The 19159-nt window shown below is 71.1% G+C and carries 16 protein-coding genes; 10 read left to right on the top strand and 6 right to left on the bottom strand.

Annotated features, from left to right (window positions below; translation table 11 throughout):
* The first annotated feature begins 339 nt into the window (after window positions 1-339).
* Together OHB13_RS24455 and OHB13_RS24450 are read left to right on the top strand one after the other, a co-directional pair.
* Entirely contained in the window at window positions 340-1923 is a 1584-nt protein-coding gene (locus OHB13_RS24455) for a class I adenylate-forming enzyme family protein (RefSeq protein ID WP_328378509.1), read from the top strand.
* On the top strand, window positions 1911-3125 hold the full coding sequence (locus OHB13_RS24450; RefSeq protein WP_328378508.1) for an FAD-dependent monooxygenase: 1215 nt from the start codon (window positions 1911-1913) through the stop codon (window positions 3123-3125). The genes OHB13_RS24455 and OHB13_RS24450 overlap by 13 nt, the downstream gene beginning before the upstream one ends.
* Window positions 3126-3277: 152 nt before the next feature.
* Here the strand turns inward: OHB13_RS24450 and OHB13_RS24445 are convergent, their stop codons facing one another.
* The 4 genes from OHB13_RS24445 to OHB13_RS24430 all read right to left on the bottom strand — a co-directional run bounded on the left by OHB13_RS24445 (window position 3278) and on the right by OHB13_RS24430 (window position 7859).
* Window positions 3278-5164: an anthranilate synthase family protein gene (locus tag OHB13_RS24445; RefSeq protein ID WP_328378507.1), complete on the bottom strand. Its 1887-nt coding sequence runs from the start codon at window positions 5162-5164 to the stop codon at window positions 3278-3280.
* Window positions 5161-5784, bottom strand: a complete 624-nt coding sequence (locus OHB13_RS24440) for an isochorismatase family protein (RefSeq protein WP_266853538.1) — start codon at window positions 5782-5784, stop codon at window positions 5161-5163. The genes OHB13_RS24445 and OHB13_RS24440 overlap by 4 nt, the downstream gene beginning before the upstream one ends.
* A gap of 27 nt (window positions 5785-5811) precedes the next feature.
* Window positions 5812-6582, bottom strand: a complete 771-nt coding sequence (locus OHB13_RS24435) for a 2,3-dihydro-2,3-dihydroxybenzoate dehydrogenase (protein ID WP_328378506.1) — start codon at window positions 6580-6582, stop codon at window positions 5812-5814.
* Window positions 6583-6656: 74 nt separating this feature from the next.
* Window positions 6657-7859: a 3-deoxy-7-phosphoheptulonate synthase gene (locus tag OHB13_RS24430; RefSeq protein ID WP_328378505.1), complete on the bottom strand. Its 1203-nt coding sequence runs from the start codon at window positions 7857-7859 to the stop codon at window positions 6657-6659.
* 960 nt (window positions 7860-8819) lie between these two features.
* Between OHB13_RS24430 and OHB13_RS24425 the strand changes: the two genes are divergently transcribed.
* From OHB13_RS24425 to OHB13_RS24390, 8 genes are all read left to right on the top strand, one after another.
* Window positions 8820-10571 carry an IS701 family transposase gene (locus OHB13_RS24425; protein WP_328378504.1) on the top strand — a complete coding sequence of 584 codons (1752 nt, stop codon included), beginning with the start codon at window positions 8820-8822 and terminating at the stop codon, window positions 10569-10571.
* Window positions 10572-10612: 41 nt separating this feature from the next.
* A complete protein-coding gene (locus OHB13_RS24420; protein WP_328378503.1) occupies window positions 10613-11719 on the top strand; it encodes an NAD(P)/FAD-dependent oxidoreductase in 1107 nt (368 codons plus the stop codon).
* Between the two features lie 257 nt (window positions 11720-11976).
* Window positions 11977-12936: a hypothetical protein gene (locus OHB13_RS24415; protein ID WP_266853546.1), complete on the top strand. Its 960-nt coding sequence runs from the start codon at window positions 11977-11979 to the stop codon at window positions 12934-12936.
* Window positions 12929-14047, top strand: a complete 1119-nt coding sequence (locus OHB13_RS24410; RefSeq protein WP_328378502.1) for an NAD(P)/FAD-dependent oxidoreductase — start codon at window positions 12929-12931, stop codon at window positions 14045-14047. Before OHB13_RS24415 ends, OHB13_RS24410 begins: the two co-directional genes overlap by 8 nt.
* 131 nt (window positions 14048-14178) lie before the next feature.
* Entirely contained in the window at window positions 14179-15222 is a 1044-nt protein-coding gene (locus OHB13_RS24405; RefSeq protein WP_328378501.1) for an SAM-dependent methyltransferase, read from the top strand.
* Window positions 15219-15614: a cupin domain-containing protein gene (locus OHB13_RS24400; protein WP_328378500.1), complete on the top strand. Its 396-nt coding sequence runs from the start codon at window positions 15219-15221 to the stop codon at window positions 15612-15614. The genes OHB13_RS24405 and OHB13_RS24400 overlap by 4 nt, the downstream gene beginning before the upstream one ends.
* Window positions 15615-15660: 46 nt before the next feature.
* On the top strand, window positions 15661-16728 hold the full coding sequence (locus OHB13_RS24395) for a pyridoxal phosphate-dependent aminotransferase (protein WP_328378499.1): 1068 nt from the start codon (window positions 15661-15663) through the stop codon (window positions 16726-16728).
* A gap of 38 nt (window positions 16729-16766) precedes the next feature.
* A complete protein-coding gene (locus OHB13_RS24390) occupies window positions 16767-17231 on the top strand; it encodes a VOC family protein (protein WP_328378498.1) in 465 nt (154 codons plus the stop codon).
* Between the two features lie 97 nt (window positions 17232-17328).
* Here the strand turns inward: OHB13_RS24390 and OHB13_RS24385 are convergent, their stop codons facing one another.
* Together OHB13_RS24385 and OHB13_RS24380 are read right to left on the bottom strand one after the other, a co-directional pair.
* Window positions 17329-18174, bottom strand: coding sequence for a class I SAM-dependent methyltransferase (locus OHB13_RS24385; RefSeq protein ID WP_266853556.1), 846 nt, complete (start codon window positions 18172-18174; stop codon window positions 17329-17331).
* A 78-nt stretch (window positions 18175-18252) separates the two neighbouring features.
* Entirely contained in the window at window positions 18253-19023 is a 771-nt protein-coding gene (locus OHB13_RS24380) for an O-methyltransferase (RefSeq protein ID WP_328378497.1), read from the bottom strand.
* Window positions 19024-19159 lie beyond the last annotated feature (136 nt).

Genomic DNA, 19159 nt, shown 5'->3' with positions numbered 1-19159 from the left:
GCTCGCAGTAGCTGCCGCGCCGTGGCCGCGGCGATGTCCGGGATCAGCCGCTCGCCGCCGTAGTGCATCTCTTCAGGTGACCCGATTCGTCGGCACGGGCAGCGGCACCCTGCCGATTCTGGCACCGGCGCACCGCACACGGGAAAACAGCCTGAGGCTTCGTCAACTCGTATGGACAGCTCCGACTTGACGCACCCAGGGTCCCTGCTTTGACTGCGGGCGCCACCCCCGCGAAATTCAGAACCATGACCCCAACGAACACCGAGAGCCCGCTGTTGTGCGATGTCCGGGCGCGAACGCAGGCCGCCGAGAAGGCATGACCGGGAGGAGGGACGGAACATGCTGCTGCAACGAGTGGGAAATCGCGGAATCCGGCTGGGCACGCTTTTCGACCGGGCGGCCGCCCGCCACCCGGCCAACGTCGTGGCCCTCGACCACGATCTGGACCTGGCACCCGATCTGGGCCGCCGGCTGACCGTCGCTGAAATCGCGGACCTGGTCGCCGACTTCGCGTCCCGGCTGTGGGCGGCCGGGGTCCGCCCGGGGGACCGGGTGGTCGTCTACAAGACGAACAGCTTCGACATCACCCTGCTGGCATGTATGGCGTCCCGCATCGGCGCGGTGCCGGTACTGCTGTCGCCGAAGCTCGACGGCACGACCGTCGCCGAGCTGGTGCGCCGGGTCGACCGGCCGTATCTCATCACGGACCAGGCCAAGTTGGACGGCGAGCTGCCCGCCGCGGTCTTCGGCCATGCGCGCCGGGTGCTGCTCGCCGCGGGCGACCACCCCGACGCCCTGCGGCTGCACGACCTGGCCGGTGCGCCGCGGGTGGCCCCGGTCGCCATGTCCGCCCACCACCCGACGCTGATCACTCACACGTCCGGCACCACCGGCCTCCCGAAGCTTGCCGTGCACACCGGGTGGACACTGCAGGCCCGTTACCGGCCACAGGCCGCTGCGGTCGCCCCGGTCCGCAAGCGCCGCCCGGTGGCGATGCATGTGTCCTTCGTGCACTCCCGGCTCTTCACCGCGGTGGCCATCGCGCTGCTGCGCGGCTTCCCGCTCGTCCTGCTGGCCGACGACGACCCGCGGCGGACCGCCGACCTGTTCGCACGGCTGCGCCCGGGGGTGGTCGAGGCCCACCCCAACACGTTCATGCGGTGGGAGGAGCTGGTGGACGACCCGCGGCGGCCGCTGGCCCAGGTGAAGTACTTCAGCAGCACCTTCGACGCCATCCACCCCCGGACCGTGCAGCGGATGCTGCGGGCCTCCCGGCACCGGATGCCGGTCTTCGCCCAGCTCTACGGCCAGAGCGAGGCCGGGCCTGTGGTCGGTCGGATCTTCACCCGCTGGCGCGGCAAGGGCGCCGACGGCCGCTGCGTCGGGCATGCGTTCCCCGGCATGACCACGGTCCGGGTGGTCAGCCAGGACGGGCAGCCGGTGTCCGAGGCATCCCCCGGATACATCGAGGTCCGCACCAACGGCAGGGTCCTGACGTACCTGGGCGAAGCCGAGCGGTACGCGAGGCAGGAGCACGACACCTGGTGGCGGATGGGCGACGTGGGCTACCGCACCCGGTGGGGCTGTCTGCACCTGCTCGACCGCGAGGTCGATGTCATCCCCGGCTTCGGCAGCACGCTGGCCGCCGAGGACGCCCTCTTCTCCGCGCTGGACGAGCTGGTGGAGGTCATCATCGTGCCCGGCCCGGACGGCGCGCCGGTCCCGGTGGTGTGCACCCGGGACAACAAGCCGCTCGACATGGTCGCGTGGGCCCGCGCCACGGCCGGTCTGGCCCCGATGTCGGAGCCTGTCCAGTGGAGCCGGGCCGACCTGCCGCAGACCGCCACCACCAAGATCAAACGGCTGGAGCTGGCCGAGGCTCTGAGCAACGGGACCCGGGACCGGCAGACATGGCGAAGGTAGTGATCGCCGGCGGCGGCATCGGTGGGCTGGCCGCCGCGCTGAGCATCGCGCGACGGGGCCACTCCGTGGTGGTACTCGAACGCGGCGAGCACTTCGCCGAACTCGGCGCCGGACTCCAGCTGGCGCCGAACGGAATGCACGCCCTCGCCCGCCTCGGACTGGGCGCCGAGGTCCGGGCCCACGCGGTGCACGTCGACGAGCTGCGGTTCATGGACGGCGTCACCGGCGAGCACGTCACCAGCGTGCCTCTCACCGAGGGCTACCGGCAGCGGTTCCGCAACCCGTACGTGGTCGTGCACCGCGGCGAACTCCACGGGCTGCTGCTCGCGGCCTGCCGCGACACCGCGCGGATCGAGCTGTGCCCGAGCCGGTCGGTCGCCGGATACGAGCAGGACGGCACAAGTGCGACGGCCGTCCTCGACAACGGCGAGCGGATCACCGGCTCCGCGCTGATCGGGGCGGACGGCATCCACTCCGCGCTCCGCCGGCAGCTGGTCGGCGACGGTCCGCCGCGCGTCTCCGGCATCACCGTCTACCGCGCGGTCATCCCGATGGACCAGGTGCCGGAGCGGCTCCGGTGGAACGCCGTGACGTGGTGGGCAGGACCCAGGTGCCACTTCGTGCACTACGCGATCGCCGGGGGCAAGTACCTCAACCTGGCGGCCAGTTACGACGGTGGTGCCACCCGGGCGCTCGCCGGCGTCCCGGTGGGAGAGCACGTCATCCGTGACCTGTTCATGGTGCTCGACGAGACGCCGCGGCAGCTCCTCGGCCTCGGTGAGCAGTGGAAGTCCTGGGTGCTGATCGACCGGGCACCGGTCGACGACTGGACCGACGGCCCGGTCGCCCTGCTCGGGGACGCGGCCCATCCGATGCTGCACTACGCGGCCCAGGGCGCCTGCCAGGCGCTTGAGGACGCGGTGGTACTGGGCGACCTGCTGGACGGCAGCGGAACGGATTTCGCCCGGTGCTTCGCGGCGTACAACCGGCTGCGGCGCGACCGCACCGCCGCGGTGCAGCGGATCTCCCGCGCGAGCATCGCGCTGTGGCACCCGGCCGGGGCGGCGGCAGCGGCCAGGAACGCGGCGCTGTCCGGGATGTCGCCGACCGACCTGCACGACCAACTCGCGTGGATGCACGGTGCACGGGACTTCACCACGGACGTCCCGCCCGCCCTCCCCCACCGGGAAGCGGCACGGTGACCGGCCGGCGCCTGGGGCTGCGCGTCATCGAGGCCGGTCCCCCGCGGTCCGTCCGTCCTGGAGCGGCTGTGCGCCCGCGCCCGGCGTGATCCAGGACAGGGGCCCGCCTCGGCTCCCTTGCCGGGGCGGGCCCCTGCTGCTGTCTTCCTGCGTCACTGGCCCAGGACTTCACCGATCCGGTCGGCGGTGATGCGGACGCCGTCGACGGTGAGCACCGACTCCGCGTGGAACTGCACCGATGCGAACCGGGGCCCGCGCAGCGCGTGTACCTCCCCCGTCGCCGGATCGCGGCTGATCTCCACCACACCGGTCCCCGGGTACTCGATCTTGTCGTCGTCGCTGCGGGCGGCGAAGGAGTTGTAGAAGCCGACCCGTTCCGGGCGGCCGAACAGGTCGATCTCCCGCTGGAGGCCCTGGTTCGGCACTTCCTTGCGTATCACCTCCAGCCCGAGCCGGGCGCTGAGCACCTGGTGGCTGAGGCACACCGCGAGGAACGGCCGTCGCTCAGCCAGCAGCCGGTCGATCGCGTGGCGCAGCCGGTCGATCTTGGGGTGTCCGGCATCCAGCGGGTCACCGGGCCCCGGGCCCATGACGACCAGCTCGTATCCGTCGAAGGTGTACTGGTCGTCGAACCGGCGGACCGTCACCTCAAGGCCCAGAGCGCCGAGCTGGTGGTACAGCATGGCGGTGAAGGTGTCCTCGGCGTCGATGACCAGCACCCGGCGGCCGCGCATCGCGGGCCGGGGGCTCTTCCGCCGGTCCGCGTGGGTCAGCCAGAAGTCGGCGATGCCGGTGTTGCGGCGGGCCAGCGCGGCCTGGACGCGCGGGTCGTCGGCGAGGCGCGCGGGCCGGTCGGCCTGCAACGCGGCGAGCAGCCCCGCGGCCTTGGCCCGCGTTTCGGCGACCTCCGACGCCGGGTCGGAGTGGCGGACCAGGGTCGCCCCGACCCCGATCCGGAGCCGGCCGGCCCGGTCGATGTCGGCGGTGCGGATCAGGATGGCGGAGTCCAGCGTGCGGTCGCCGCCGGCGTCGCGGCCGATGAGCGCGACGGCCCCGCTGTAGTACCCGCGGCCTGCCGGCTCGTACCGGCTGATGATCCGGCAGGCGTTCTCCAGCGGGCTCCCGGTCACGGTGGGGGCGAACATCGTCTGCCGGAGGATCTCGCGCGGGTCGCGGTTGGTGCGTCCCTCGATGAAGTACTCGGTGTGCGCCAGCCGGGCCATCTCCTTGAGGTACGGGCCGACGACGCGGCCCCCGCCGTCGCAGATCCCGGCCATCATCTTGAGCTCCTCGTCGAGGACCATGTAGAGCTCGTCGGTCTCCTTGCGGTCGTCGAGGAAGGAGAGCACCTCCGGCAGGGCCGGGCCGCTCGGCGGGTAGCGGTAGGTGCCGCTGATCGGGTTCATCACGGCGGTGCCGCCGTGCACGCTGATGTGCCGCTCCGGGGTGGCACCTACGAACGTCCGGTCGCCGGTGTGCACGATGAACGTCCAGTACGCGCCGCTCTCCTGCTGGAGCAGCCGGCGGAACAGCGACAGGCCATGCCGGGGCGTGTAGTCGGTGATCTCCGCGACGTAGGAGCGCTTGAGGACGAAGTTGCCGCCCTCGCCCCGGCCGATCTCCTCGGTGACGACCGTCCGCACCAGGTCGGCGTAGGCGTCGTCGGAGATGTCGAAGTGCTGGCCGGAGAGCCCGGTCGGCAGGTCGGGCAGCTGTTCCAGCGCCTCGTGGCAGTCCACCGCGGCCTGTGCGGTGATGGTCATCGCCAGCAGCGGCTCGCCGTCGTCGGGGCAGGCGAAGCCTCGCTCGGCGAGCTGCCGGAACGGCACCATCACCAGCACGGAGTGCCCCGCGCCTTCGGCCCGTTCGGGCAGCGGAATGTCGGCCAGGGCGGCCACCTCGGACACCTCGCCGACGAGGACGTCCAGGACCGGGCCGCCGGTCCGCTCCGGGCGGTGGATCAGCGCGAACGCCGGTGGCCGCGGCGACAGGACCAGGTCGAGCAGGTCCGGCGCCGCGGGCGTGGTGGGCTCGGTCATGGGCAGATCTCCTTGACCGTGGTGACCACCGCGCAGCGCTGGGCGGCGTAGCTGAGGGTGAGCCGGTGGTGCTCCGCTGAGAAGTCCCCGATCGCGTCGGCGACGAGGAACGTCTGGAGGTCGTGGGTGAACGCCTCGACCGCGGTCATCAGCACCCCGACGTGTCCGTACACACCGCAGATGACGAGTTGGTCGCGGCCGTGCCGCGCCATGCGTTCGCGCAGGTCCGACCGGAAGAAGGCGCTGTAGCGCCACTTGGTGAACTGCCAGTCGTCCGGGGCCGCCGCCAGTTCGTCGACGATCCGGCGGTCGGCGGGGTCGACCTGCATACCGGGTCCCCAGAAGTCCTTGAGCAGGCCGCGGTCGTCGTCGGTCATCCCGCCCGGCTGGGCGGTGTAGGCGACCGGGATGCCGAGGCTCACGCAGTGCTCCCGGAGCTGCGCCGTGTTGCGCACCAGTTGTTTGCGGACGGTGTCCGGGAACGGGCGCAGGAAGTAGCGCTGCATGTCGTGGATGAGCAGCACCGCCCGGTCCGGGTCGGCTTCCCACCCGGCGACGTTCTCGGGCAGGTCGCCCGCGGCCGGCATCGGGTAGGGCTCAATGGGGGGTATTCCTGCCATGACCATCTCCTTCACGCCCAAGGTTCCTCACACGCCCAGAGTGGCGCCGCCGTCGACGGTCAGGTCGTGCATGGTGATGTGCCCGGCCTGTTCGGAGAGCAGGAAGACCACGGCGTCCGCGATGTCCGCGGGCCGGGCCAGCTTGCCCAGCGGGATGCCCAGCTTGTAGGCATCGGGCCGGCCGTCGATCGTCGCCTGCGGGCCGGACTCGTCGTGCCACATGGACCGGAGCATCGCGGTGTCGGTGGAGCCGGGGGCGACGACGTTGCAGCGGATGCCGTGGCGGGCTACTTCCAGGGCCAGGCACTTGGTGAACATCGTCGCCGCGGCCTTCGACGCGGCGTAGGCCGCCATCTCCGTACGGGGCGTACCGGCCGCGTTGGACGCCACGGTGACGATGGCGCCGCGGGAGCGCGGCACCATGCGTTTGACCACCGCGCGCGACACCTGCATCACGCCGGTGGTGTTGACGGCGAAGGTCGCGGCCCAGTCCTCGTCGGCCAGTTGGCTCACGGGGCTCATGCGCAGCACACCGGCGGCGTTGACCAGGTGGTCCACCGGCCCCAGCGCGCTCTCCACGCCGTCCACCAGTTCTTCCACCTCGGCGGCGCTGGTGACGTCGGCGGGGAACGCCTCGACGGAGTGTCCGTCGGCGACCATCTTGCCCACCACCTCGTCGAGCCGACCGGCGTCCCGGTCCACCGCGGCCACTCGCATGCCACGCCTGCCCAGCGCGCGGACGACGGCGGCGCCGATACCACCCGCTGCCCCGGTGACCAGGGCGATTGCGTCCTCCATTGTTCAGACCTCCATTGCTGGGTGGGCACGGATAAGTTCCGGTTCCTGCGGGCCTGTTGCGAGCCGGCCGGTGCTCACGCCCGCCATGCCGAGACCACCTCGACGGCCTGGTCCGGGTTGAGGCGCGGATCGCAGAGGCTGGTGTACTTGTCACCGACGTGCGGGATGTCCTCCCAGGTCCGGGCACATTCCGTGACGTCGTCCGGGGTGGTCTCAAGATGCAGGCCGCCGGCGATGCCGCCGCCGTCAGCGACCGCGTCCTGGAAGCGGGTCACCTCCTGCACGATCCTGTGCAGGAGCCGGGTCTTGAACCCGTCCGGTGTGGCGAAGGTGTTGCCGTGCATCGGGTCGCAGAGCCAGATCACCGGGTGCCCTGCGGCCCGCACCGCCGCGACGAGGGCGGGCAGCCGGCCACCGATCTCGTCGGCTCCCATCCGGGCGATCAGGGTGAGCCGGCCCGGCTCCCTGTGCGGGTCGAGCCGTGCGCACAGGGCCAGCAGCTCCCCGGTCGTCATGGTGGGGCCGACCTTGCAGGCCACCGGGTTGACGACCTGGGCGAGCAGCGCGACATGGGCCCCGTCGACCTGCCGGGTGCGCTCGCCGATCCACGGCCAGTGCGTGGACGACAGCCACGCCCGGCCCGACGCCGAGCGGCGCACCATCGGCAGCTCGTAGTCGAGCAGCAGGGCCTCGTGGCTGGTCCACACCTCGGGTGCGGTGCGCGGGCGCGTGCCCCGGTCTGCCCAGCCCAGGTACCGCATGACGGCGTCGGCGAGCCGGTAGCCGGAGAGGATCCGGGTCGGATCGGGGCGCCGGCGCTCCGGGGTGGGCTCCGGGCCGTTCACCATGTGCCCGCGGTACGGGGGCAGTTCGAGGCCGCCGACCTGTTCGGTCCGCACGGAACGGGGCTTGGCGAACTGGCCGGCCAGCCGGCCGGCCCGCAGCACCGGCCGGCCGGTGTTCTGCTCCATCCGGACCGCGAGGAGTTCCAGCAGATGGGACTTGCGGGCGACGTCGGCAGGGGTGCAGTCGGCGGGATCCTCCGCGCAGTCACCGGCCTGGACCACCTGGGCCGCACCGGTGGCGACCGCGGCGAGCCGGGTGCGCAGCGCGAGCACCTGCTGGGCTTCGAGGAGCCCCGGGAGGGTGGCCAGTTGGCCGCGGACCCGCCGGACGAGTGCCGCGTCGGGCCACTGGGGCTGCTGCCTCGCCGGACCCAGCTCCAGGTCGCATGCGGCGGCGGCCGGTGCGTCCTTGGGTGATGAACGAGTGAGCACGGTGATCTCCCGGACTTGCTCGACGGATGTCCGGCTGCGCGGGGGCAGCTGACATGTGGCCCGCACACGGCCACCCGGCGGCGGGAGGCGCACACGGTCTGATGGGGATGGACGGCATGGGGCGCCGGCGAAATCCACCTCGCCGGCGGGGCTACCCGGTCGATCTCCGTCGATCGGGCGGCCGGCTGACTGCGCCTCAGTCTTATGGCCCGTTCACGGCGGGGCCAATGTCCGTCGGGGAACTGTGTCAGGTGAGGTGCTTCCACATCAGGTCGGCCGCAGGCTGCGGATCCGGGGGGGGGCCGACAGGGAATCCGGGGGGGTGCCCGGCCGCCCCGATCGCCGTTCCGGAAATACTGCCGGGCTGTCCGGGCCGCCGCCCGACCTGGTTGCGGGCGGGGCCGGGCCGACGTAGCGTCCGGGACGGCGACCGACCGCCGCCGCACATTCCGTGGATTCAACATCTCCCGTCCGACTGGGTATTCAGGCACTCCGTCCGACTGGGGAGAAAAAAACCAGCAGCGCGCTCGACGCGGTGATCAACTCACACACTTGTTGTCCATCGAAGGCCTGTATAGCCTGACGACAATATCTGCTTATTCAGCATGAGCCGGGGATCCGACGGGGGAATCTCTCGAAATCCGTTATCGCGTGCCTGAGTTCCCTCGCGCGGCGGGTGTTCTGCACACCGGCCGGCCACCCCACCATGACGTTTTCTCCAGGTACACCGACACGGATTTACTGGATGAGGGGACACCGATGCGCTGGGAACAAGCTGCGGTCACTCAAGTCGACAGCCCGGGTGAGGCCCTTTCGCCACCCGAGCAGCCAACGGCCCTGCAGACCTGCACCATTCCCATTCGCATTCTGCGGCACGGGGAAAACCTCAGAGCGCGCGGGGAGAACAAAGAATACGTCACCACCCTGGCTCTTTCACCGGTCAAACTCCCGCCCATCTTCGTGCACCGCAAGACCATGCGGATCCTGGACGGAATGCACCGGCTGAAGGCCGCGGAACTACGCGGCGACCAGTCGATCGAAGTGGTCTTCTTCGACGGGGACGAGGAGGACGCGTTCGTCGCCGCGGTGTCGTCCAACGCCCGGCACGGAATGCCCCTCTCCTTCGACGACCGCACCGCGGCGGCCACCCGGATCCTCAACTCGCGCCCGCACTGGCCGGATCCCACGATCGCCGCGGTGACCGGACTCGACCCGAGGACCGTACGTGCGCTCCGCGGCCTCCTGGACGTCCCCGACCCGCAGCCGACCAATCTGGTCCCGCTGCAACGCCCCCGCCCGGCGGCGCCGCCGCGGTACACCGGACTCCCCGGGAAGACGCCGGCCTCGCGGCTCTCCACCCCGGTCCACCAGGTTGCGCAGGAATTCGAACTGGAGCCGCGCACCGTCGTCGACGTGCTGAACCGGCTGCGCCGGGGCCTGCGCGAGGTACCCGAAGTCCCTTACGGCGCCGGGCCGGAGAGCCCGTCCGTGGCACTGCCCGCCCCGGCGGCGCCGGCACCGCGCACCCCGGGCGACCGGCCGCCCCTGCTGGGGCACACCGGCCTGTCCGACGCGACGGAGATCCTCCTCGACCGGGTCTGCGACGAGTTGTTCGCCACCCTCACCCGGCGCGACCAACGGCTGAGGGCCCGCCAGTACCTGCGGGGGCTGCTGGGCACGCCCGGCCGGAAGAGCATCCGGAACATCGCGGCCTCCGTCGACGACCCGGGGATCGACCAGCGGTTGCACCACTTCATCAGCGACTCCACCTGGAACTGGGAACCCGTCCGCACCGCGCTCACCCGCTACGTGGCGCGGACCATGGAGCCCGAGGCATGGGTGATCCGCCCGGTGCTCATCCCCAAGGCGGGCCAGCAGGCGGTGGCGGTGAGCCGGCGGTTCTGCCCGACCCGGGGGAAGGCCGTCAACGGCCAGCAGGCGGTCGGCGTCCTCGCGGCGTCCGAGACGGCCAGCACCCCGGTGAGCTGGCGCCTCCAAGTGCCCAAGGACTGGGTCGAGGACCCGCACCGGCGCGGGCGGGCGGGGATGCCCGACGACATCAGCGCCGAGTCCCTCGGCGAGTGCACGGCCCACGCCCTTCTGCACGTACTGGCCCGCACCGGGGGCCCCGACCGTCCGGTGGTGCTCGACGGGCGCGACATGGAACACGTCCAGATCCTCCGGCCGCTGCACGCCGCGGAAGTGCCCCTGCTCGTACGGATCCCGGCGGCCATGCCCTTGCAGATCAACGACCCGGCGCTGGCCGGGCACCGCTCGCACGGGCCGCTCACCGCGCGCCGGATCGTGGAGGTGGCCCGGTTCCGCCGCCGGCCGGTCGACGGCCCCGATCCCGCGGTCGAGAAGGGCCACTTGATCACCACCGTCGGCGTCCAGTGGCCCGCCGGCTCCCAGCACCTCCACCCGGGCGCGGAGGCGCCGCTGCGGCTGATCGCGGTCAGCCCGGTGGGGGAGAACGTGTGCGAGGAGTTGTGGCTGACGACCTTGACGACGGTGCCGGCCGCGACCGTACTGAAATTGTCCAGGCTCGTGCGCCGGGTGGACCGAGATCTGGATTCGGTTTCCCAGCACGTCGGAATCTGGGATTTCAGCGGCCGGTCCTTTCCCGGCTGGCACCGGCACGTCACGCTCGCCTCCATTGCGAATCTCGTGCGTTTGCTGGCCCGGACCGATTACCGGGCCGACCTTGCGTAACACCATTGCACGGGGAAATTCTCATCGACAGGGGAGGGCATATGCCTCGCCAGGGGAACACCACTGACATGCTCATCGTCGGCGGCGGAGTGACGGCGCTTTCGATCGCATATCACTGCGCACGGGCGGACATCGATGTCGTCCTGCTCGGTCCTGACGCCGAGACCGCCGCCGCGCCGGCCGCCCGCCCGGTACGCACCTATCAACCGGGGAAGGTCCACAACTCCGAGCTGACGGTACGCAGCCTCGCGGACTACCGTGCGTTCACCCCGGCCGGGGGCGCCGACCTGGTGCTCTCGGACGTCGGGTGGCTGGTCGTGCCGAACGGCCGGCGGGAAGCCGCCGGGCTGGAGCGGGAGTTGACGGCCCAGCGCGCCGCAGGCGTGGAACTGGAGCCGCTGACCGCGGACCGGGCCCGCGCGTACAACCCCTGGCTGGACCCGGCCGGCGACGGGTCCGCGATCTGGTGCCCGCAGTCCTACCTCCTCGACGTGGACAAGGTGATGCGGGGCTATGCCGCCGGCGCGCGGGAACACGGCGCCCGGCTGCTGACCGGCCATACGGTGACCGGGCTGGACGCGAAGAGCGGCCGGGTCACCACCGCCCGCGGCGAGTTCACCGCGGAGACCGTCGTCCTCGCGGCCGAGGCCGGCAGCGGCGAACTCGCGGCCTCGGCCGGGCTGGAACTCCCGCTGTGGGCGCAGTCCGCCGAGCTGTTCCGCACCGACCCGGTCCTCGCCGACGGAGAGCTCGACGTCCCCTTCACCGTGCACCCGGCGACCGGGCTGAAGACGCTGGGCGCCGGCCGCTCCTTCCTGGTCGGTCTGGAGCGCATCTCCCGGCGGCAGGACATGCGGGACGTGTGGTTCAAGGAGGCCGCCGGTGAGCTGGCCACGCGGTATCCGAAGCTCAAGGGCGTCGGACTGCACACCGTGTGGACCGGGACGGTGGACGTCACCCCGGCCAGGACGGCGTGCATCGGCAGAGCGAGCGGCGTGCACGAGCGGATCTTCGTCGCGGCCGGGTACACGGGCCAGGATCTCGGCCAGGCGCCCGCCACCGGCCGGATCATCCGCGATCTGTACCTCGGCCGCTCCCCCGGTGTCGACCTCACGCCGTTCGCGCTCACGCCGTCCGCGCCGAATTAATCCGGTCCCGCCTGTGTCAGGTCGGCCCCCGAAATACCGACAAAGGCGCAGCGGAGCCCGGCAGACTGACAAACACCGAGTTTATCGCCGAGATATCGACGTGACAAAGTCAGCAGCTCTTCGGTGGTGTGGGCCTGTTTTCCCTACCGTGCGGTTCCGGCCGCTGATAACGTCCCGATGTCACTATCCGACCGACCCTCCAAACCTTTTGAACACATGCACGTAATTGGAGGAACGAGGAGAACGGGGTAGGAATAATGCGCCAAATTGAGATCGCCTGGCAGTCGATCGGCGCCAGGGTACGCATCACTCTGGACGAAGGCCGCAATGCCCAGATCGTCGAGCCGCTCTGGGCGTCACTTCCGTATCGGACCTTGCAGGGCCACGCACTCGTGGCCGGTGACTGCATTTATCACGTCCCGCCGGCGCACGACCTCCTCCATGCCGTGCCGGACTACAAGGTCGACCGCAAGATCCAGCCCGACGGCACGGTGTTCTGCTCCGCGGTGCAGCACCTCACCATCAAGTACGGCGACCTGACAGAACCGATGCCCACCGCGCCGATCGGTTCCGTCGTCCCGGAGGACCTCGACGCGCTGCCGAAGATCGGCCAGATGGTCTGGGACGCCGTGCACGGCAACGGCGCCCCGATCCTCGCGCAGGTGCGGCGGGTGGGCGGCGAGGCCGGCCACGCGGTGCGGCGTATGCCGGCCGAGTCCGCCCGGGCGCGCGACCTGATCGAGCGGATCGCCGCGGAGACCGAGCGGGTCCTGATCGAGCCGCCCGAGGAACTGATCGCCGCGCACGAGGGCCGCTTCGACAGCGGGGCCGGGACCAAGGGCTCGGTACTGACCTCGCTCGTCTGCATCAACGGGGAGACCCGGCCGCTGGGTTATGTGTCCCACACCGGACTGGTGCGGGCCGCCCGGCTGACCGATGTGCCGTTCTCCGCGCTGGTCGAGATGGCCAGGATCCTGCTCGTCAAGCCCACCGAATTCCTCGGCTACTGCGGGCTGAACACGCTGTGGGACCTCACCCGGGAGGTGGTCGCCGTCATCGAGGAGACCACCTCCAAAGAGGACTTCATCGCGCTGCTCTCCCACATGGCCACCTACACCAACGCCCTCGGTGCCTGGAACCTGCAGCTGTTCCCGTGGGAACTGGGGGGCGACACCTGGACGTTCCGTCCGACCATCACGAGGAGTGCGCATGCCTGACCGGAAGAACTCCACCGAACTGCTGATCATAGGCGGCGGCGTGATCGGCGTGTCGATCGCCTACCACTGCGCCAAGGCCGGCATCGACGTGCTCCTGCTGGAGAAGGACCAGTTCGGCACGGCCACCACGTCGCAGACCGCGCGGGCGTTCCGCACCTACTTCCCGAAGAAGCCGCACGACACCGAACTGGCCGTCCGGAGCCTGCCCGACTTCAACTCGTTCGCGGCGACGATGAACACCGACCTCGGGATGAAGCGCCTCGGGCTGCTCACGATCCTGACCAGCCCCGAGCAGACGGCCGAGATCGAGGCGCTGCTGCCGGCCCACCGCGAGGTGGGCGCCGACGTCCAGCTGCTCACCCCCGCCCAGGCCGTCGAGTACAACCCCTGGCTGGACGCCTCCACCATCGAGGCCGCGGTCTGGTCCCCGGAGTGCTACCGCATCAAGCCGGAAGCGATGGTCAAGGGGTACGCGGACGCGGCGACGAAGCTCGGCGCCCGGCTGCTGACCGGCACCGAGGTGACCGGCATCGATGCCCGTACCGGTGAAGTGACCACCACGGCAGGCGAGTTCACGGCGGACGCGATCGTCATCGCGGCCGGGCCGTGGGGTGGCGACGTCGCCAAGCTCGCCGGCATGGAGCTGCCGGTGTGGGGCCAGTTCGCCGAACTGCTCTACACCGACCCGATCTCCGACCAAGAGGTCGATACGCCCTTCACCTTCCACCCCGTCTCCGGCCTGAAGACGATGGGGCGCGGCAACGGCTTCCTGGTCGGCCTGGAGCGCATCTCCAAGCAGAAGGGGTTGCGGGACCTCTGGTTCGAGGCGGCCGTCGATGAGCTGCCGAAGTGGTACCCCAAGGCGGCGGGCGCCAAGCTGCACAGCGCCTGGACCGGGACACTGGACGTCACCCCGACGAAGTCGGCGCTGATGGGCCGGGGTGAGGGCGAGCACGAGCGGATCCTCTTCGCGGCCGGCTTCACCGGTCACGGCCTGGCCCACGCCCCGACCGCCGGCCGGATCGTCCGCGACCTGCACCGCGGCGTCAAGCCGGAGGTCGATCTGACCCCCTTCTCCCTCGCCACCAACCTGGCGCAGAAGCCGGCCTGAGCACGTTCCCGTGGCGGGCGGCCCATGCTGCCCGCCGCTCCCCCAGCCGCGGGACGGCGCCGGCGGGGGCGGGCCTCGGCACCGCCCCCGCCGCTGCACCGGTATCCGCGGTGAGATCTGAGAGGTGTGAATTGTCGTCGGCATACGCACTCCCTGCGGAATGGCAGGGCCAGGCGCTGACCCCGTTGAATCCGGACACCGCGTTCAACGGCTATATCTGCGCACACGTGGTGCACGCGCTGGAACAGCTCGGAGTTTTCCAGCAGTTGGCAGCTGACCGGACGCTCGACATTTCCTCGTTCTGCGAGAAGAACGCACTGGACGGCGCCGTTTTCCGGTCGCTCGTCCAGGCCGCGGAATCGTTCGGGTACCTCGATGTCCACGGTGACCGGGTCCAGGCGACCACCGTCAGCGAGGACATCGCCCGGGCCCTGGGTTTCTTCACCTGGGGCGTCGGCGGCTACCACGACGTGTTCGCCAACGCGGCGCCCCTCGCCCGCGGCGACCGCCGGTTCGGCGCCGATCTGCACCGCGACGAGGCCATGGTCGCGCTCGGCTCCGCCCAGGCCGACACCGCGCTGATGCGCCACATCCTCGACGAGGAGATCGCCGGCATCGACTTCCGTACCCTGGTCGACCTCGGCGCGGGCGTCAGCGAGCGGGTCTCCCGACTGGTCAAGAACCGGCCCGGCAGCCGTGGGGTCGGCATCGACATCAGCCGGCCCGCCACCGAGCTGGCGCACCGGACGGTCGCCAAGTACGGCCTGGACGGCACCGTGCAGCCGGTCTGCGCGGACGTACTCGACATCCTCTTCAAGGAGCACGAGGTCGACGGCAGCGGCGCGGCCGACATCGTGATGAGCTTCATGTTCCTGCACGACCTGCTGGCCGATCCGAAGCGCCGCGAAGAGGTCATCCCCCGGCTGCGCAAGGCGTTCCCGCAGGCGCACACCTTCCTGCTGGCCGACACCACGATCCGGCCGCGCAGCGACGGCGAGGACTCCCGGCTGCCGGTCTTCTCCAGCGGTTTCGAACTCGCCCACGCGCTGATGGGCGTGCCCATCTACACCCGCGAGGAGTACGAGCAGCTCTTCCAGCGCGGCGGGATGCAGTTGCGCCGCACGGTGCCGTTCGGCGCTCCGCACACGTATCTGTTCGTCCTGGAGGCGTCGTGACGGTACAGGACCCGTCGACCGCTGCGGATGCGGAGATCATCACCGCACTGCCCATCCCCCTCGCGATCGCCGGGCATCACCGGCCCGCGCCCTTCTACGTCACCGCGGACATGTTCGGCGGGCTGCCGGTGCAGCTCGCCGGCGGCGAGCTCAGCAAGCTCGTGGGCCGGCCCGTCGCCGCTCCGCACACCCATGACGTCGACGAGCTCTACTTCCTGGTCTCACCCGAGCCCGGCCAGGCCCGTATCGAGGTCCAACTCGACGGCGTGCGCCACACGCTGGCCTCACCGGCGGTGATGCGGATACCGGCCGGCAGTGAGCACTGCTTCCTCACCCTGGAGGCAGCGGTGGGGAGTTACTGCTTCGGGATCCTGGTGGGAGATCACCTGTGAGTTCCCCGGACCGGCCGCCCCGGCGTCAGGACAGGAGCGCCCGTCCATGAGCGCTCCGGCCCGGCAAGCGGCCCAGACCTACAACACCAGTGTGCCGTCGGCGGATTCGCTGGTGCGGTTGCACCTCAGCGAGAGTCCGTTCGGCGCGAGCCCGGCTGCGGTCGTGGCAGTGACCGGGGAACTGGACCGGATCAACCGCTATCCGTCGCCGGAGCGCGAGGGGCTCGTCCAACGCCTCAGCAGGTACTGGGAGGTTCCCGAGGAGCAGATCGCGGTGGCCAACGGCAGCGACGAGCTGGTGCTGGCGACCGCGCTCACCCTCGGCGACCTGGAGCGCCCCGGTCTCGTCACCGCCGGCACCTTCCCCGGCTACCCGGCGGCGCTGGAGCGCATCGGCCGGGGCGCCGTGCAGGTACCGCTCGACGGTCCCCGGATCGACTCCGCGGCGTTCGCGGAGCGGCTCCCCGAATGCGGCATCGGCTATGTGTGCAACCCGCACAACCCGTGCGGCACCGCGCTGCCTGGGTCTGCGCTCGACACGCTGGTCGCCGCGGCGCGCAGCAGCGGCACCCCGCTCGTTTTCGACGAGGCGTACCACGAGTTCTGCCCGCCGGACCAGCCGCAGGCCAGGAGCCGGCTGCGGGACGGCACCCCGGTGCTCGCCCTGCGCACCTTCTCCAAGGCCTACGGTCTCGCGGCCCTGCGCGTCGGCTATGCGCTCGGTCCCGCCGAGCTGATCGCCGAGGTGCGCCGGACGCTGACGGTGCTGCCGTTCAGCGTGAACCGTGCCGCGCAGGCCGCGGCGGTGGCGGCCCTCGCGGACCAGGAGTTCCTGGACCGCGTCCGGCAGGAGAGCACGGAGCGGCGCCGCTGGTTCTGCGCCGAGCTCGACCGACGCGGTTACCGCTATCTGCCCTCGGTCACCAACTTCGTTGCTGTCACGGTCGCCGCATCCGGCAAGGCCCAGGACATCCTTGCCAGGGACCACGGCATCCTCGTGCGCGACACCGGGATGTTCGGCTTCCCCGGTCATCTGCGGGTCTCCCTCGGCACCGAGGAGGAGCTGCGGACGTTCCTCGACGCGCTCGACCAGGTCACCGCAGGCGCGCGGTAGCCGCGCCCCAGCATCCGATCCATCTTTGGAGGTCAACCGTGGTCAAGCCGATTCCGGACGGCTACGCCGAACTGACGGCGTATCTGTCCGTGGCCGACGCGGACGAGGCGATCGCCTTCTACACCCGGGCTTTCGGGGCGAAGGAACTACAGCGGTACACCGCGCCCAACGGCACGGTGCCGCACGCGCAGATCCAGATCGGCGGCACCGTCGTGATGCTGTCCGACGAGTCCCCCGCGGCCGGACTGCCCGGCCCCAGGGCCCTCGGCGGCACGCCGGTCACCCTGTACCTGTTCGTGGCGGACGTGGACGCCGCCTTCGACCGGGCCGTGCAGGCCGGGGCGGAGGAGAAGCGCCCGGTCGAGAACCATTTCTTCGGCGAACGGACCGGGCAGGTCGTCGACCCGTTCGGCCACCGCTGGACGCTCGCCACCCGTATCGAGGACGTGAGCCCGGAGGAGTTCGAACGCCGCGCGAACGCGTACGTCCAGGGCAGGAGCTGACACCCCACCCTCACCCCCACAGACTCCGGGCCCGCCGCATCCGCGCGGCAGGCCCGGAGTCGTCTGCCGCACCCCGCAGGCCCGGCAGCCGTGCAGTTCAGGTGGTGGCGAGCAGCAGTTCCTCGATGGTCGACGGCCGGAGGCCGTCGGTCCGGCCGGCGAAGTAGCGCGCGGCGAGATCGCCCGCGGAGACATGCTCGGCGTCCCGGAACCCGGCTTCCTTGGCCAGCGCCAGGATGTCGTCCGGGCCGAAGAAGCTGTGGAACGGCGTCCCGTCGGCGCGCGCGGCGCGCTCCACGCCTTCCCGGGCGGCCCGCTCCTCCGGGTCGACCAGGCCGGCCGGCTGCATGAACGTGATGGCCACGGCGGAACCCTCGGCGAGGGCCGCGGCCTTGCGGAGTGTGGCGGCCACCGCGTCCCTGGTGAGGTACATGGTGACCCCGGAGCAGGCCAGCACCGCCGGCCGGCCGGGGTCGAAGCCGTTCTCGGTCAGGCGCTGCCACCAGTCGTCGTCCGCCTCGAAGTCGACAGGGACCATGCGGAGCCCCTCGGGGATCCCGTAGCCCAGCTCGTTCAGCCGCGCCCGCTTCCACGCCTGCGTCTCCGGCTGGTCCACCTCGAAGACCCGTACTCCCCCGGCGCCCTCCGGCCGCCGCTGCGCGAAGGTGTCGAGCCCGGCGCCGAGGATGACGTACTGGTCGATGCCCCGGGCGGCCTGCTCGACGACCAGGTCCTCGGTGAACCGGGCCCGGGCCACGATGGATGCGCGCGCCCGGGCGCTGCGCACCGGGTCCATGTCCGGCCGGGACCGCCAGTCGCCGCCCGGCGCCACCAGCCGTGCGCCGAGTTCGTCCTCGAAAACATGCGGCCCGGGATCGGCCTGGACGTGCAGAGCCCGCCACAACGCGGTCCGAATCGCGGTCTTGTCCGCCGTCGCCGTCACTGGTGGTTCCTTTCCGTTGGGGCCCGTCCGGGCCTCATGGTCGCGAGCTCCCGGTTGCGGCCGGGAGTCAGTCCGTCATCACGCGGGTGTGGGGCCGGTGCCGCCGGTTCCGGCGGCAACCTCGGATGGCAGGTACTCCGACTCCAGCACCAGGTCCTTGACCCACGACTGGTATTCGACGTGGGTGTGGCGCTCACGGGTGCGCCACTCCGTGCCCTCCCGCTCGCGCAGATACGCGCGGTAGCGCGGCGCGCCGGGCACCTTCATGTTGTCGGCGAGCACGGTCGAGCCCGGGTGCAGCCACCGCTGGCCGAGGATGCGTTGCAGGTCCGGCAGATAGGCCCGGGCGATGTGGTCGACGAAGACGAAGTCCAGCCGGCCGGGGCCGAAGCCGTGCTCGGTGGTGAGGCGCTCGATGGTGCGGCCGTCGTCCCCGAGCGTGCCGTGCAGCACGCTGACCCGGTCGCCCAACCCGGCGTGCTTCCAGATGCGTTCGGCCACCGAGGCGTTCGCCGCGCTGAACTCGATCGAGCAGAGTCGGGCCTCCGGCGGCATCACCCGGGCCATCCGCAGGGCGCTGTACCCGCAGTACGTACCGAGCTCCAGCAGCAGCCGGGGCTTGACCCGCCGCACCGCGGCGTCCAGCAGCAGCCCCTTCTCGTCGCCGATGTTGATCAGCGAGGCCTGCTGGTAGGCGTACTTGTCGATCAGCCGGATCGCGTCGTCGACGTCCCCGGGGACCGCGTGCGAGAGCACATAGTCGGCGAGCGCCTCCTCCCGCCCGTCACCGACCTGACCCGTCCGGGTCAGGTGCCCCATCCGCATCAGCATTCGCAGCCGTTTCGCCATCACCGATCTCCGATCCGGGTCCGCTCATAGGGGTACATGCCATCAGCGGCGGTGCGGGACGTCGCCGCCCGCCGGGCCGGCGGCTCGGCGTCACCGCGCGAGGTCCGCAGGAATCCGCACCGCGCCGGTGGTGGGC

Origin of the sequence: Streptomyces sp. NBC_00440 (genome assembly GCF_036014215.1) — a bacterium.
Classification (GTDB): Bacteria; Actinomycetota; Actinomycetes; order Streptomycetales; family Streptomycetaceae; genus Streptomyces.
The sequence above is the reverse complement of the archived record's forward strand: the minus strand, read 5'-3'. Positions and strand labels throughout refer to the sequence as shown.

What these genes read in the sequence shown, in the direction of transcription:
- OHB13_RS24455 (WP_328378509.1), top strand. Translation starts at nt 340, where the DNA reads ATGCTGCTGCAACGAGTGGGAAATCGCGGAATCCGGCTGGGCACGCTT.
- OHB13_RS24450 (WP_328378508.1), top strand. Translation starts at nt 1,911, where the DNA reads ATGGCGAAGGTAGTGATCGCCGGCGGCGGCATCGGTGGGCTGGCCGCC.
- OHB13_RS24445 (WP_328378507.1), bottom strand. Translation starts at nt 5,164, where the DNA reads ATGACCGAGCCCACCACGCCCGCGGCGCCGGACCTGCTCGACCTGGTC.
- OHB13_RS24440 (WP_266853538.1), bottom strand. Translation starts at nt 5,784, where the DNA reads ATGGCAGGAATACCCCCCATTGAGCCCTACCCGATGCCGGCCGCGGGC.
- OHB13_RS24435 (WP_328378506.1), bottom strand. Translation starts at nt 6,582, where the DNA reads ATGGAGGACGCAATCGCCCTGGTCACCGGGGCAGCGGGTGGTATCGGC.
- OHB13_RS24420 (WP_328378503.1), top strand. Translation starts at nt 10,613, where the DNA reads ATGCCTCGCCAGGGGAACACCACTGACATGCTCATCGTCGGCGGCGGA.
- OHB13_RS24415 (WP_266853546.1), top strand. Translation starts at nt 11,977, where the DNA reads ATGCGCCAAATTGAGATCGCCTGGCAGTCGATCGGCGCCAGGGTACGC.
- OHB13_RS24410 (WP_328378502.1), top strand. Translation starts at nt 12,929, where the DNA reads ATGCCTGACCGGAAGAACTCCACCGAACTGCTGATCATAGGCGGCGGC.
- OHB13_RS24395 (WP_328378499.1), top strand. Translation starts at nt 15,661, where the DNA reads ATGAGCGCTCCGGCCCGGCAAGCGGCCCAGACCTACAACACCAGTGTG.
- OHB13_RS24380 (WP_328378497.1), bottom strand. Translation starts at nt 19,023, where the DNA reads ATGGCGAAACGGCTGCGAATGCTGATGCGGATGGGGCACCTGACCCGG.